Genomic DNA, 14,605 nt, shown 5'->3' with positions numbered 1-14,605 from the left:
CAGACCTCGACAAGAGACCGCACGCAGGCCCACTCTGTGTGGCATGGACAAGAAAACCTACAAGAAAGAGCTGAAGCGCCTGCAGATCGGCCTGGTGGTCCTGCAGCGCCGTCTGATTTCTACCGAAGGGCGGCTTCTGGTGATCCTGGAAGGCCGCGACGCCGCCGGGAAGGATGGTACGATCCGGCGCATCGTGAAGCACCGCTCTCCGCGTCACACCCGCGTGGTGGCACTGGGCAAGCCCACGGAACGGGACCGGACCAGCTGGTATTTCCAGCGTTGGGCGGCCCTGCTGCCGGCCGGTGGAGAAACGGTGCTATTCAACCGCTCCTGGTATAACCGCGCCGGAGTAGAGCCGGTCATGGGTTTCTGCACCGACGCGGAGTATCGGACCTTTCTTGGCGATGCCGGTCCATTCGAGCGCATGCTGACCCAGGATGGTCTGATCCTCCTGAAATACTATCTCGACATCTCGCGCGAGGAGCAGGCGCAAAGGCTCGAAGACCGCCGGACCAATCCGCTTAAAACCTGGAAGGTCTCGCCGGTGGATTCCGTGGCGCTGGAAAAATTCGACGAGTATTCAAAAGCGCGCAATATCATGCTGGCGGCTACGGGCGATCCTGTGCCCTGGCGCGTGGTAAATGCCGACAGCAAGCGCGCGGCACGCCTGGCCATCATGCGCGATATCCTGCAGAGCGCGCCCTGCCCGGATCTGCCGGTCGATTACGGCGAGCCGGATCCGGCTATTCTGCGCCGCTGGTCGCCAGATGACCGGCCGGAAGCGTTTCTGCATCACTGAGTATGCGATAACACAAGGGGAGTCGGGCCATGAGCTGGGCACTGAGCATTGATCGCAGCGACATCGCGAATGTCAGCATCGCTGAAGCCGGGCCGCGCCCCTTGCAGGCGGGCGAGGCGCGCCTAGCCGTGGACCGCTTTGCCCTGACGGCCAACAATATCACCTATGCAGCGTTCGGGGAGGCAATGGGCTATTGGCGCTTCTTTCCCGGCGCAGACGGGCGCGGCCGCCTGCCGGTCTGGGGCTTTGCACAGGTGAGCGAGAGCCGCTGCGATGGGCTGAAAACGGGCGAGCGCGTCTATGGCTATCTGCCCGCCGCCAGTGAGCTCATCGTCACGCCGGGCAAGATCCGGCCCGACAGCTTCTTCGATGCAGCACCCCACCGCGCCGAGCTGCCGCCCGTCTATAACCGCTATGAGCGCTGCGCGGCAGCTTCGGGATATGACCCGGCGCGCGAGGCGGCGCAGATGGTGCTGCAGCCCTTGTTCCTCACCTCCTTCCTCATCGATGCGTATTTGCGCGATACCGGCTTCTCAGGAGCGCAACGCATTGTGCTGACCAGCGCGTCCAGCAAGACAGCGCTGGCGCTAGCCTTCCTGTTAAAGCGCAACCAGCCGGAAACCTTGCGCATTGAAGGACTGACCTCGGCGCGTAACGCGGCTTTCGTGAAGAGCAGCGGGCTCTATGACGACGTCATCGCCTATGAGGATGTCGGGCAGATGGACCCGGAACCCGCCCGGCTGATTGTCGATTTTGCCGGTTCGGCCGAGGTGAACCGCGCGCTGCACACCCGTTTTGGCGAGAATCTGAACGCCAATATCCGCGTCGGCGGCGCCCATTGGGATGACAGCACGCCGGCGCAAGGCCTGCCGGGCCCCCGGCCTGTGTTCTTCTTTGCTCCCGACCATGCCCGTGACCGGATTGCCGAATGGGGACCGGACGGGTTTGCGAAGCGGCAGGGCGAGGCCTGGTCCAGCTTTGTTGCGGCGGCAGACAATCTACTGGCGTGGCGCAGCCTTGAGGGCGCGGACGCGGCGCTGGACGCCTATCAGGCGCTGGTGCGCGGCGAGGTGCCAGCCAGTGAAGCGCTGATTGTCGAGACGGGCGCGCGCTAGCGGACCACCTCGAAGCGCGCTTCGGCCCCGGCCACGCCGGCCGGGCAGACGACTTCCAGCGTATAGCGCGCCGTCATCTCGCCGTATCCGGTGCTCATCCAGCCCTGCATGGGCTGGCGGCTGCCATGATGCAGGCGCGTGCTGCAGGCAGGATCGGTATGGATGCCGAGGGAGGGACGGGAGGCCCCGAGGTCTGCGCGCAGCTCACCAGCCCGGCCGGTCTGTGACACGTCGATGCCCGGCGCGAAGTGGAACCACTGGCTGAAGCCGCCGCGATGCTCCACACGGTCGCTGACCACAAGGCTTTCACCGGGGCGGTAATATATCTCGCGGGCATGGCGGGCCGCCGGGCCGGGCGGATCGTAGGCGCCTGACAGGATAATGGCTCCGTCTTCCTGCCGGGGTTCGCCCGTACAGGCGCCCGGAAAGGGCCCGCCACCATCGGGCTGATGGGGTTCACGGCCACCAAAGCTGACCGTGTTGTGCGCCGCCCGGGAGAGCACAAAGGCGCGGGTATCATCAGGCGTGTAACCGTACTTGCCGCTATCGGCGAGGATCAGCCCGTCAAACGCCCACCATTCAAAGCTCAGCTCATCAGGGTGTTTATGGATGGTGGAGTGCCAGCCACAGGTGAAGAACAGGGAATGCGGATCGCGCGCGCCGCGCACCGAGCGGGCAATGACATAGCCTGCCTGATCGAAATGGCGCAGCAGGACGCAGTTATCGCCATCCTCATCCAGACAGGTGTCAGGCGTTGCGGGCAGGCGCGCATGATCGCTCTCGCGCAGTGTGCGCTCGCTATCGCCAAGGCCCGGCTGGCGTCCGTCTGCATGCAGCAGGAAGGGTGCGGCCGCACGGGCACGGGCCAGCCCGGCGTCAAAGCGGGTTTGCGCATACCAGCCGGTCGAGGCAGCGCGTTCAAACACCGTCATCGCGAACCAGTGATAGTCTGGCGAGTGCTCGGCATGGACGCCGTCTTCAAGAAACTGGCCCGCGAACAGCTCTTCCATGCGCCGCACGGCAAGGGGCTGACCTGATGCACATTCGGGCATTTCGCCAATGGTCTGACAAAGGGCCATCAGGCCGTGCGCGGCGAAAATGCCGTGATTATCGTCGGGGATGAAGCCCGGCCGGGTCAGTATCTCCCCGTGGGCGCGCGCCAGCTGGAGAAGATCACTCCAGCCATCTTCACCGATCGCGGCCCGTCCGGCGCGCGCTTCGCGGATCAGATAGGCCAGCATGGAGGCCCGCAATCCCGTCGCCATGTCCTGCCAGCTCAAAGGGGCCGAACGGTCTGTGTGCGAGGCTTTCCAGTCGCGCGCGATGTCAACCGCCCGGTCAAAATATGCCTGATCGTGCTGACGCGCATACTGGTCCGCCAGCGGGTTCAGCATGCGCCAGGCATGCAGTTGAAACTGCCAGTTGAGATCACCAAACGGATCGGCGCTCCAGTCGAGGGGGAGCGCATATTCCCATTCCGGCAAGTCACTGCGCGGCTGGAATACGCGGTCCATGGCGCGTTCGCGCGCTGCCCTGTTGGAGGAAATCATGAGGGCCGCCGGATCAAGCGCGGGCGCGCCGGGCTGGTCTCCGGGATGGGCCGGAAACGCTATATCGGCCTGCAAGGACGGGGGAGCAGGCTCCTGGGAGGGCGCACTGCAGCCCGCGGCCACAAGCAGGATGCCAGCCAGTATGAAGTGTCTGCACATCCCCGCCATCTCCCCGCACACCGATGGGCAAACCCGCTAGCCGCAGATTGCGCCCCAGTCTGCCGCAATGCGAGGGTGTGATACAGCTTGTCTTTTGAAACACCTCACACAAATCGATGGCTGACGGATGCGCTCGAAAAGCGTAAGACGCTCCCCATGCGTCTATCTGCCCTTCCCGCTTCGCTTGATGGCCTGCGCCTGCGCGCAGAGCTGGCCGCTGCCACCCGCGAGGGCTGGGAGCCGGCGGCATCGCGTCAGGCCGGTATTGGCAGGCTCAAAAAGTTTATTGCCGCCGGTCGCGCTCATGCCGCCAGCAAGCTCGCCGGCAAGGGCGGCGGGCTGGAGGCAGCGCGCGCCCTGTCCGGTGTGATGAATGCCGCCATCCGCGCCCTGTTTGATTCCGTCGCCACCGATTTTGACGAGGCGGGCGCCACCGCGCCCGGGCTTGCGGTATGTGCGCTGGGCGGCTGGGGAGCGGGCGAGCTCGCCCCGCAATCAGATATTGATCTGCTCTTCCTCACCGGCACACCGCCGCGCGAAGGGGCAGAGGCCATTGTGGAGCGCATGCTCTACGTGCTGTGGGATTGTGGCCTCAACATTGGCGGCGGCGCGATCCGTACCGTGGACGAGGCACTGGCACTGGCTGGCGACGACGTTTCGGAGCGCACCGCGCTTCTCGATTTGCGCTGGGTGTCGGGCGATGAGCGGCTGGTGAGCACGCTGCGCCTGAAATTTGACCGCGCTCACCGCACCCGCGAATCCATCACGCCCTTTATCGCGGCCAAGCTCTCCGAGCGCGATACGCGCGTCGACCGGCAGGGCGATAGCCGCTATGCGGTCGAGCCCAATATCAAGGACGGAAAGGGCGCCTTGCGCGATCTGCAGACCCTGCGCTGGCTGGCGCAGGTGCTCTACGGCAATGACGCGATGGAGCGCTGGGTGGCGAGCGGTCTTCTCACCGTTCAGGACGTGGAGCGCTATCTGCGCGCCGAAGACTTCTACTGGGCGGTGCGCTTCCACCTGCATACGCTGAATGGCCGCAAGGATGACCGGCTGACCTTCGATACCCAGCCGGAGATTTCCGCGCTGATGGGCTATGCCGACAGCGAGGATACGCTGGGCGTCGAAGACTTCATGCGCGACTATTTCAAGCGCGCCATTGATGTCGGCGCGCTGACCCGCCTGGTCTGCGCCAAGCTGGAAGCCGATGAGCTGAAAGACCCGCCCTCAGGCATTGGCCGCTTCATGCCTGCCGATGGTATCCAGAAGGGTGATAACGCCCTTGAAGAAGCCGGTTTTGTGGTGCGTTCGGGCAGGCTTGCTTTTGCTGACCCGTCGCGGGTGGAGGAAGACCCGGTTCTGATGCTGACCCTGTTCGAGCTGGCGGCTGCGCGCCATCTCGATCTGCACCCGGACGCGGTGGCGCTGGTTTCGCGTTCACTGCGGCTGGTGGATGACGGCTTGCGCCGCGATGAGCGCGCCGCGCGCAGCTTCTTTGCGATATTGCTGGAGTCGGACGATCCGCGCATCACCTTGCGGGCGATGACCGAGGCGGGCCTTCTGGGCGCCTATATCCCCGAGTTCGGCGATATTGTCGCGCGTACACAGTTCAACATGTATCACCGCTTCACGGTGGACGAGCATACGCTCAATGCGCTGGGCCTCCTTCGCGAGATCGAGCAGGGCAAGCTGGTGGCCGATCACCCGCTGGCGACCCGAATTTTCCCTGAGATCACCCACCGCCGTGCCTTGCATCTGGCCGTGCTGCTGCACGATACCGGCAAGGGCAATGGCGATCAGTGCATTGAAGGGGCGGAGCGCGCGCGCAGCGCGTGTGAACGGCTGGGCATCGAGGAAGCCGAAACAGAGCTTGTTGCCTGGCTGATCGCCAATCACCTGGAAATGAGCGATGCCGCGCAGCGCCGCGACCTCTCCGATCCGCGCACCGTGCTCGATTTCGCCGGACGCGTGGCGAATATGGAGCGTCTGCGCCTTCTGACCGTGCTGACCGTGGTGGATATACGGGCCGTTGGCCCCGGCGTGTGGAATGGCTGGAAAGCCCAGCTGATCCGCGATCTCTACGAGGCCACAGCCGCCGTGCTGGCAGGCGGTGAGCGCGCGGACGAGGAAGAGGCCCGCGCCCGGCTGCATGGGCGCGCGGACCGTGCGCGCACCCTGTTCCGCAAGGAGATGGAGCGGATTGATCCGGAATTCGGCCGGCGCTGGATCGCCAGCCTGGATGACAGCTACTGGCTGTCCTTCGCCGAAAGCGACCGGCTGCGCCACGCCGCTTTTGTACGCGCAGCTGAAAGCCGGGGAGGCGAGGTGGCCTGCGGGGTGCGGGTGGACCGGCGACGCTCCGCCGCCGAGGTGCTGATACTGGCGCCGGACCGGGACGGGCTGTTTGCCGACATTGCCGGCGCGCTGGCGCTCGCCGGTGCCAATGTGGTCGGCGCGCAGGTTGCCACCACCACATGGGGCGCGGCGTTTGACGTGTTTTACGTGCAGGAACAGGGCGGCAAGCCTTATGGCTGGTCAGACCTGTCCGCGCTCGACCGGCTGCGGGCGAGCGTGGAAAAGGCCGCACGGGGCGGTCTGGGCGGCGAGATATTGATTCCGGCCCGGCGCGTGGCCCGGCGCGAGGCGGCCTTCACCGTCAGCCCTTATGTGAAGCTGGAAGGTCAGGCGGCTGACGGCGCGCTGGTCATCGAGGCATCGGGGCGCGACCGGCCGGGCCTGCTGCACGATCTGGCCCGCGCGATAACCGATCTGGGCTGTTCCATACAGGCCGCCCGCATTGACGGGTATGGCGAACGGGCGGTCGACGTCTTCTATGTGACGGAGCAGGGACGCAAGATAAGTGATCCTGAAAAGGAAAAGGCGCTCGCCAGTGCGCTGATGACCGTGCTTGGTTCCGGCGAGGCAGGCGCCAGCGGGGCGCCGTCGCGCCTGCGCGCCGAAGCAAGCGCAGGACGCTGACACGATGCGGCTGCTGCGTAATCTTGGGGTTATCAGCATCCTCACCCTGCTGAGCCGCATCGCCGGGCTGGCGCGCGAGATTCTCACCGCTGCGCGGCTGGGTGCGGGGCCGATTGCCGATACCTTCTTTCAGGCCATGACCATTCCCAACACCTTCCGCCGTGTGCTGGCCGAGGGTGCGTTCAACGCGGCATTCGTGCCGCTTTATGCGCGCGAGCTGGAGGACAAGGACCGGGCAGAGGCCGACCGTTTCGCCTCCGAGGCCCTGTCCTTCATGGCCACCTTCACCACCGCACTGGTCATCGCGTTTCAGATCTTTGCGCCCTGGCTCGCCTATATCTTCTTTCCCGGCCGGATAGGCGATCCGGACGGCATGACACTGGCCGTCCTGCTCTTGCAGATCATGATGCCCTATCTGCTGGCCATGGTGGTGACGGCGCTGATTTCGGGCGGTCTGAACAGTAATGGCCGGTTTGCCGCAGCAGCCGGTGCGCCGGTCCTGCTCAATATCGCGATGATTGGCGTGCTCCTGTTTGATCTTGGTCCGCCAGAAGAGCTGGTCATCTGGCTGGCCCTGTCGGTAACGGCGTCCGGCGTCCTGCAGGTGGCGCTCCTGTGGACGGCTGCCGTGCGGGCAAAGCTGCACTTGCGTCTCCTGCCGCCAAAGCTGACCCCGCGCGTGAAGCGCCTCATTGCGCTGGGCGTTCCCGGCGCGCTGGCGGCCAGCGCGATGCAGGTAAACGTGGTTGTCACCTCGTCCATCGCCACGCTGGAAGAAGGCGCGCGCTCCTGGCTGAACTATGCCGAGCGGCTATACCAGCTGCCTCTGGGGATGATCGGGATCGCGATGGGCATCGCCCTGTTGCCAAACCTTACCCGCCGAGTGCGCTCCGGCGACGAGAAGGGCGGGCATTTTGCCATGAACCGCTCAATCGAGATCGCGCTGGCGCTCACCCTTCCAGCGTCCTTTGCCTTCATCGCCATTCCGGAGCTGATCACAGCGGGGCTCTACCAGCGCGGCCAGTTCACCACGCTGGACACCACCAATACCGCCATCGCGCTGGCAATCGCCGGGCTGGGCCTGCCTGCCTTTGTGCTGGTGAAGGTATTGGCGCCGGGCTTTTTCGCCCGTGAAGACACGAAAACCCCGATGCGTTTCGCGCTGGCAGCCGTAGCGGTAAATTTCGTGTTTGCGATGACGCTGTTCTTTGGCGGGCTGGGCTTTGTCGGGCTTGCCATTGCCTCCAGCCTCGCCGGATGGGTGAATGCAGGCCTGCTGGCCATAACCCTGCGCGCCAGAGGTCTTCTTGTGATTGATGCCCGGCTGGTGCGTACCGCGCCGCGCCTTCTGCTGGCCTCGATCATCATGGCGGGCGCCGTATGGGTTCTGGCACGCGCACTGCCACCTGCTGTAGCGGGCATGACGCCCATGCTCGGCGCAAGCCTGCACACGCTGATCAGCCTTGTTGTGGTGGCAGGCGCGGGCGCAGGCCTCTTCGCCATTGCCTGCCTTGCCCTTGGCGCTGTCAGACCCTCGGAATTTGCCGAGGCGCTAAAGCCACAGCGTTCCGGCAAATCCCTGCCTGCTGGCGATAGCCGCGATTAACGCCGCGCCTGCGCCTTGAGCCTGACCGTCAGCGCCGCTAAACCGGCGCCTTCTGCAGATTTCCCTGCGGTCCTTCGCCTCCTTACATCCGAGCACCTGATCCATGAGCGACACCCCGACCGATTACAAAGGCCCTGAGCGTATCCTGTCCGGCATGCAGCCGACCGGCGCGCTGCATCTTGGCAATTATCTGGGGGCGCTGAAAAACTGGGTGGCGCTGCAGGAGCGCGGTGTGCCGTGTTTCTACTGCGTGGTGGACATGCACGCCATGACCATGCCGCACGATCCTTCTGCCCTGCCCGATGCCGTGCGCAATGTGGCAGCCGCCTATCTCGCCGTAGGCGTGGACCCGTCGCGCAGCGCGGTCTTTGCCCAGTCGTCTGTGCGTGAACACGCAGAGCTCGCCTGGATTTTCAACTGCGTCGCCCGCCTTGGCTGGCTGGAGCGCATGACCCAGTTCAAGGACAAGGCGGGCAAGGATGCCGAGCGCGCGAGCGTCGGCCTGTTCACCTATCCGGTCCTGCAGGCGGCTGACATCCTCGTCTACAAGGCAACCCATGTGCCGGTGGGTGAGGACCAGAAGCAGCATCTCGAGCTATCGCGCGATATTGCCGCGCGCTTCAACCGCGATTTTGGCAAGGGCGAGGCGGTATTTCCGCTGCCCGAACCTGTCATCATGCCTGATGGCGCGCGCATCATGTCGCTGAAAGACGGCACGGCAAAAATGTCGAAATCCGACCCCAGCGACAATTCCCGCATCAATCTGGCTGACGATGCCGACACGATCGCCCGCAAGATCAAGAAGGCCAAGACCGATCCGGAAGCCCTGCCCGCCAGCACCAAGGAGCTGGAGGGGCGCCCGGAAGCGAAAAATCTTGTCGGTATCTATGCGGCGCTGACCGGCACATCGAGCCAGGCCGTGCTGGACGCGTTTGGCGGACAAGGCTTTGGCGTGTTCAAGCCACGCCTCGCCGAAGTGGCGGTGGAGTTCCTCAGCCCCATTTCAGACACCTATGCGCGCCTTCTGTCTGACCGCGCGGAAATTGACCGTATCCTTGCCGCCGGCGCCGAGAAGGCACGCGCGGTGGCCGAGCCGGTGATCGCAGAAGCGCGTGATCTGGTGGGTTACTGGCGCGGCTGATCGCCGCGAGGCTTACGAAATTTTCCTGCAGGGCTTGCTTACCGGACCGGCACGGGCCACTTCTTGTCAGCCGGGGGGACGTGATCTGTTGCGGAGCATTCACATGCCCTCCCGCGCGGCAGTGCCCGTGCCGCGCCGCTAGCCGATAACCGCTCCGCATCCGGCCTTTTTCCTGAACGGAGCGCCCATGACATCCCCCGCCCCCCTTGCCAGACTGTCCACGCCCCATCTCCTGACCGGCATTGTGTCGGCAAGCGCCCTCATCCTGGCGGCCTGCGGCGAGCCCGCAACACCGGCGAGCAACGAAGTTGCGCCTGAAGCCGCTCCCACCCTGCAGGAAGCGGGCCCGGACAGCGATGAGCTGGCCGCCGCGCCGGACGCCGTTGCACCGGAGCTCCTCTCCGGCTGGGTGCGCACCCCGCCCGGCGGACGCGACGTGACCGCAGGCTATGTGACCTTGCGCGCAGGCGCAGAGGACGACCAGCTGGTCGGCGCCAGCTCGCCCATCGCATCGCGCGTGGAGCTCCACACGATGGAGGATGATGGCGAGGTGATGCGCATGCGTCAGGTGGAGGCCATTGACCTGCCGGCAGGCGAAATGGTCGCCCTTGCTCCGGGCGGCGATCATCTGATGATTTTCGGCGTCGATACCGCCTCTCTTGATGGCGAAGTTGAAGTCACGCTGGAATTTGCCAGCGGCGCCAGCAGCACGGTGCGCCTGCCCCTGAGCGCAGTCGCGCCGGAAGCCGATGCCGCCCCCGCTGATCCGCATGCCGGCATGGACCATGACGCTGCATCCGAAGACGCGCATCATGGCGGCGATTATCACGAGCCCGCACCGGAAGAAGACGCAGGCGAGTAGACACGCCAGCTGAACGCAGAACGCCGCCGGAGATCATCCGGCGGCGTTTTTTGTGTTGAGAAGCGTGACAAGCGGCTTTTGTTCACATAATGTTCTGTTGGCGGGGCGGTAAATCAGCTTAGTCTCGTGAGTCCTGCCGGGAGTGCCAAGTTTTGTACAAGCCACCTAAGAACATGCTGTCTTCGCTTGAGTTGTGCGCGGGGGCCGGAGGGCAGGCCCTTGGCTTGGAACAGTCCGGTTTTGGCCATGAGTGCGTAGCGGAAATTGACGCTGACGCATGCGCCACATTGCGGCTTAACCGGCCGGACTGGAAGGTTTTTGAGGGCGACATCCGCCAGTTTGACGTGTCTGTCTATAAGGGTGTGGACCTCGTAGCAGGCGGGCTTCCTTGCCCGCCTTTCTCCATTGCAGGCAAGCAGCTAGGCGCTCTGGACGAACGCAATTTGTTTCCGGCGGCCCTTGATATTATCGACGAGACGCGCCCGGGAGCCGTAATGATCGAGAATGTAAGGGGGTTTCTTGGCGCCGTGTTTGAAGATTACCGCGCCGACCTCAAACAGCAGCTTCAAAAGCTCGGCTATTGGTGCGACTGGCGGCTTTTGAATGCCTCTGATTTCGGCGTCCCGCAACTGCGGCCGCGCGTCATCATCGTGGCTGTAAAGCACGCGTTCAAGGACGGTTTTGCATGGCCGGCGCCTGATGCTCTAAACCCGCCAACGGTCGGTGATACGCTGTTTGATCTCATGGCCGCGAATGGCTGGCGGGGCGCAAAGGCCTGGCGGGAACGTGCAAGCGAGATCGCCCCTACGATTGTCGGCGGATCAAAAAAGCACGGCGGGCCTGATTTGGGTCCGACACGCGCGCGCAATGCCTGGGCAACACTCGGTGTAAATGGAAAGTCCATCGCCGAAGAAGCACCTGAAGCTGACTTTGTCGGCATGCCTCGTCTCACCGTGCGTATGGTCGCACGGATTCAGGGCTTCCCTGACGAGTGGCAATTTTCCGGGCGCAAGACAGCGGCTTACAGACAAGTTGGTAACGCCTTCCCGCCACCGGTGGCGCGGGCGGTTTCTGCGAAGCTGGCTGATGCTCTCATGGCTCCGGGGCAAGTGCATCAGGTGAGGACCGTGGCTTAACGCACAGTCAACCAGACTGGCCCAGCTTTATCCCTAGGCAAAGGCTTAGGGGAGCATGATGAGCAACGCTCTGGTTGACGTCCGCGAACGAATTTTTGATGCCGGTGGCGGCGAAACGGCTTTCCGCAAGGAGCTCCCGTTTCTTTTCCGCCAAGCTATTGATGAGCTTATAGACGCGCCACGTACACGCAGGCTGCGCCTCGACCAGCTTGAACCGAACGAGAAGGCGGTGCTGGGCATAAAGGTCGAGGCAGCATTGCGCTATTTTCTCGATTTTCCGCGAGGTCAGCTCGATTTCCGGATCGGACCGCATGACGTGGATGTGAAATTCACGATGCGGGATAACTGGATGATTCCACCGGAAGCCGTTGGACACATATGCCTTCTCTGCCGGGTAAGTGAGACAGCAGCGCGCTACTGGATCGGACTGCTTGAAGCGTCACCCGGCAATCTCACCGCAAGGCCAAACCGCGACGGGAAGCTGAGTGTCAGCGCCTCCGGGAAACAAAACATTTTCTGGATCGCAGAGAATGAGCCGTTTCCACCGAATATCTGGGAAGCTCTCACGGAGGCAGAGGCACAGAACATCTTTGAGCCACCTGGCGGAACAGAGCGCATCGTGAGGCTATTTGAGCGATTCACTGGCCAGCCAATCCATCGCAGCACTATACATGCAGTGGCCCGGCAACATGACTACATGAAACGGATAAGAGCTAATCAAGGCGCCCGCGACCACCTTCATCCGCGCGGGGTCATCGTCCTCAATGGATCGCAAGACGGCCCTCTCTTGAAGTTGCTGGGGTTGAGCCTCGGCAAGGATTTTGTGATGCCATACCGGCCCCGGTCCCAAGAAGCGCTCAAAGCGATCCAGTCGAAATCGCGGCACGCCAAGAAGTTCCGCTTCCGGCCCGATGACTGATAAACTCTCCCCGGAACACCGCAGCCGTAACATGGCGGCGATCCGCTCAAAGGGCATGAAACCCGAGCGGGTCGTCCGGTCACTTGTGCACGGGATGGGTTACCGCTACCGGCTTCACCGGAAAGGTCTGCCTGGCAAACCGGACCTGGTCTTCGGCCCGCGGCGGAAGGTCATCTTCGTTCATGGGTGTTTCTGGCACCAGCATGAGGACCCGGCCTGCAAGATTGCCCGGAAACCAAAATCCAATCTGGGCTATTGGAACGAAAAGCTCTCGCGCAATGTGGCCCGCGACCAGCGGAACCAAGCTGAGCTTGAAGGCCAAGGCTGGTCCGTCCTGATTATCTGGGAATGCGAAACCAAAGATGCAGAAGCGCTCAAAGGCAAGTTGAAGCGCTTCCTCTCCCCCTAATCCCCGTCCATCTTGAGGGCCGCGATGAAGGCTTCCTGCGGGATTTCGACCCGGCCGAACTGGCGCATCTTCTTCTTGCCGGCTTTCTGCTTGTCGAGAAGCTTGCGCTTGCGGCTTGCATCGCCGCCATAGCATTTCGCCGTCACGTCCTTGCGCAGGGCGGAGAGGGTCTCGCGCGCCACCACGCGGCCTCCGATGGCCGCCTGGATCGGGATTTTGAACATGTGCCGGGGGATCAGCTCTTTGAGCTTCTCGCACATGCCCCGGCCGCGCATTTCGGCGCGGGCGCGGTGGACGATCATCGAGAGCGCGTCGACCGGCTCCTCATTGACGAGGATCGACATCTTTACCAGATCGCCTTCGCGGTGCTCGATGAACTGGTAATCGAAGCTGGCATAGCCTTTGGTGACGCTTTTGAGCCGGTCGTAGAAATCAAACACCACCTCGTTGAGCGGCAGCTCATAGACCAGCATGGCCCGGCTGCCCGCATAGGTGAGCTCGCGCTGGATGCCGCGACGGTCCTCACACAGCTTCAGGACGCCACCCAGATACTCGTCCGGCACCAGAATGGTGGCCTTGATCCACGGCTCTGAAATCGTGTCGATCCGCACCGGATCGGGCATATCGGCGGGATTATGAAGATCGATCACCGAGCCGTCCGTCATCGCGATCTTGTAGATCACGGACGGGGCGGTGGTGATGAGGTCTACATCGTACTCGCGCTCCAGCCGCTCGCGGATCACTTCAAGGTGCAAGAGCCCCAGGAAGCCGCAACGGAAGCCGAAGCCGAGCGCGGCGCTGGTCTCCATCTCGAAGCTGAACGAGGCATCGTTAAGCGCGAGGCGCTCCACCGCATCACGCAGATCTTCAAAGTCGTTGGCATCAACCGGGAAAAGCCCGCAGAACACGACCGGGATGGCGGGCTTGAAGCCCGGCAGCATGCTCGCGGTGGGGCGCTTTTCCTCGGTAACCGTGTCACCCACGCGCGCATCGCGCACCTGCTTGATCGAGGCGTTGAGGAAACCGATCTCGCCCGGACCCAGCGAGTCCACATTCACCTTGGTGGGCCGGAACACGCCCACCCCGTCCACGTTATAGTTCGCGCCCGTACCCATCAGGCGTACGCGCATACCTTTTTTCAGCGTGCCCTCATGGATGCGCACCAGGCAGATGACGCCCAGATAGGCATCATACCAGCTGTCCACCAGCAGGGCTTTAAGCGGCGCGTTCGGATCGCCGGTTTTGGGCGGCGGCAGGCGATGCACGATCGCTTCGAGCACTTCATCAATGCCAAGGCCCGTCTTGGCGGAAATTTCCACCGCTTCTGAGGCATCAATGCCGATCACGTCCTCTATCTGGGCGCGCACCCGGTCAGGTTCGGCGGCCGGCAGATCGATCTTGTTGAGCACCGGCACGATCTCGAGATCGACCTCGATCGCGGCATAGACATTGGCGAGCGTCTGGGCTTCCACGCCTTGCGCCGCGTCAACCACCAGCAGCGCGCCTTCGCAGGCCGAGAGCGAACGCGAGACCTCGTAGGCGAAGTCCACATGGCCCGGCGTATCGATGAGGTTCAGGACGTATTTCTCGCCATTGCGTGCGGTGTAGTCCAGGCGCACGGTCTGCGCCTTGATGGTGATGCCGCGCTCCTTCTCGATATCCATATTGTCTAGGACCTGTTCGGTCATCTCACGCGCAGTAAGGCCGCCCGTCATCTGGATCAGACGGTCTGCGAGCGTCGACTTTCCGTGGTCAATATGGGCCACGATGGAGAAATTGCGGATATTGGCGGGATTGGTGCTCATGAGCGGGGAAGTAGCACTGCAAGGGCTTTGCGCCAAGCGCATTGCGCGGCAAGTGCTCGCCAGCCTGACAAGGGTCTTTAAATCGTCGTGATTTCAGGCTTATCTGCGGCCGGGATCGGGTGTGA

Annotated in this window: 11 protein-coding genes; 9 read left to right on the top strand and 2 right to left on the bottom strand. The window is 63.3% G+C overall.

What is annotated here, in order from left to right; all coding sequences use genetic code 11:
* Positions 1–43: 43 nt before the first annotated feature.
* Complete coding sequence (gene ppk2, locus ACTIGC_RS00850; protein WP_439632606.1) at positions 44–799, top strand: polyphosphate kinase 2; 756 nt, start codon at positions 44–46, stop codon at positions 797–799.
* 29 nt (positions 800–828) lie between these two features.
* Entirely contained in the window at positions 829–1,914 is a 1,086-nt protein-coding gene (locus ACTIGC_RS00845) for a DUF2855 family protein (RefSeq protein ID WP_439632605.1), read from the top strand.
* Here ACTIGC_RS00845 and ACTIGC_RS00840 read toward each other — a convergent pair.
* A complete protein-coding gene (locus ACTIGC_RS00840) occupies positions 1,911–3,623 on the bottom strand; it encodes a heparinase II/III domain-containing protein (protein WP_439632604.1) in 1,713 nt (570 codons plus the stop codon). The genes ACTIGC_RS00845 and ACTIGC_RS00840 overlap by 4 nt on opposite strands.
* Positions 3,624–3,779: 156 nt before the next feature.
* On the opposite strand from ACTIGC_RS00840, the gene ACTIGC_RS00835 reads away from it, so the two are divergent.
* The 7 genes from ACTIGC_RS00835 to ACTIGC_RS00805 all read left to right on the top strand — a co-directional run bounded on the left by ACTIGC_RS00835 (position 3,780) and on the right by ACTIGC_RS00805 (position 12,675).
* Entirely contained in the window at positions 3,780–6,602 is a 2,823-nt protein-coding gene (locus ACTIGC_RS00835) for a [protein-PII] uridylyltransferase (RefSeq protein ID WP_439632603.1), read from the top strand.
* Positions 6,603–6,606: 4 nt separating this feature from the next.
* Positions 6,607–8,208 (top strand): murein biosynthesis integral membrane protein MurJ, encoded by a 1,602-nt coding sequence (murJ, locus tag ACTIGC_RS00830; RefSeq protein WP_439632602.1) that lies wholly within the window; start codon positions 6,607–6,609, stop codon positions 8,206–8,208.
* Between the two features lie 103 nt (positions 8,209–8,311).
* Positions 8,312–9,349, top strand: a complete 1,038-nt coding sequence (trpS, locus tag ACTIGC_RS00825) for a tryptophan--tRNA ligase (protein ID WP_439632601.1) — start codon at positions 8,312–8,314, stop codon at positions 9,347–9,349.
* 187 nt (positions 9,350–9,536) lie between these two features.
* Positions 9,537–10,211 (top strand): copper chaperone PCu(A)C, encoded by a 675-nt coding sequence (locus tag ACTIGC_RS00820; RefSeq protein WP_439632600.1) that lies wholly within the window; start codon positions 9,537–9,539, stop codon positions 10,209–10,211.
* A 173-nt stretch (positions 10,212–10,384) separates the two neighbouring features.
* A complete protein-coding gene (locus tag ACTIGC_RS00815) occupies positions 10,385–11,347 on the top strand; it encodes a DNA cytosine methyltransferase (RefSeq protein WP_439632599.1) in 963 nt (320 codons plus the stop codon).
* 55 nt (positions 11,348–11,402) lie between these two features.
* The gene (locus ACTIGC_RS00810) at positions 11,403–12,266 is read left to right on the top strand and encodes a NaeI family type II restriction endonuclease (RefSeq protein ID WP_439632598.1); all 864 of its coding nucleotides are present in this window, start codon (positions 11,403–11,405) and stop codon (positions 12,264–12,266) included.
* A complete protein-coding gene (locus tag ACTIGC_RS00805; RefSeq protein WP_439632597.1) occupies positions 12,259–12,675 on the top strand; it encodes a very short patch repair endonuclease in 417 nt (138 codons plus the stop codon). Before ACTIGC_RS00810 ends, ACTIGC_RS00805 begins: the two co-directional genes overlap by 8 nt.
* Here the strand turns inward: ACTIGC_RS00805 and lepA are convergent.
* The gene (lepA, locus tag ACTIGC_RS00800; RefSeq protein WP_439632596.1) at positions 12,672–14,480 is read right to left on the bottom strand and encodes a translation elongation factor 4; all 1,809 of its coding nucleotides are present in this window, start codon (positions 14,478–14,480) and stop codon (positions 12,672–12,674) included. The two genes, ACTIGC_RS00805 and lepA, sit on opposite strands and share 4 nt — an antisense overlap.
* Between the last annotated feature and the right edge of the window lie 125 nt (positions 14,481–14,605).

Origin of the sequence: Glycocaulis sp. (assembly GCF_051859565.1) — a bacterium.
GTDB lineage: Bacteria > Pseudomonadota > Alphaproteobacteria > Caulobacterales > Maricaulaceae > Glycocaulis.
Note: the sequence above shows the minus strand (reverse complement) of the source record. Positions and strands in the feature narration are given on the sequence as shown.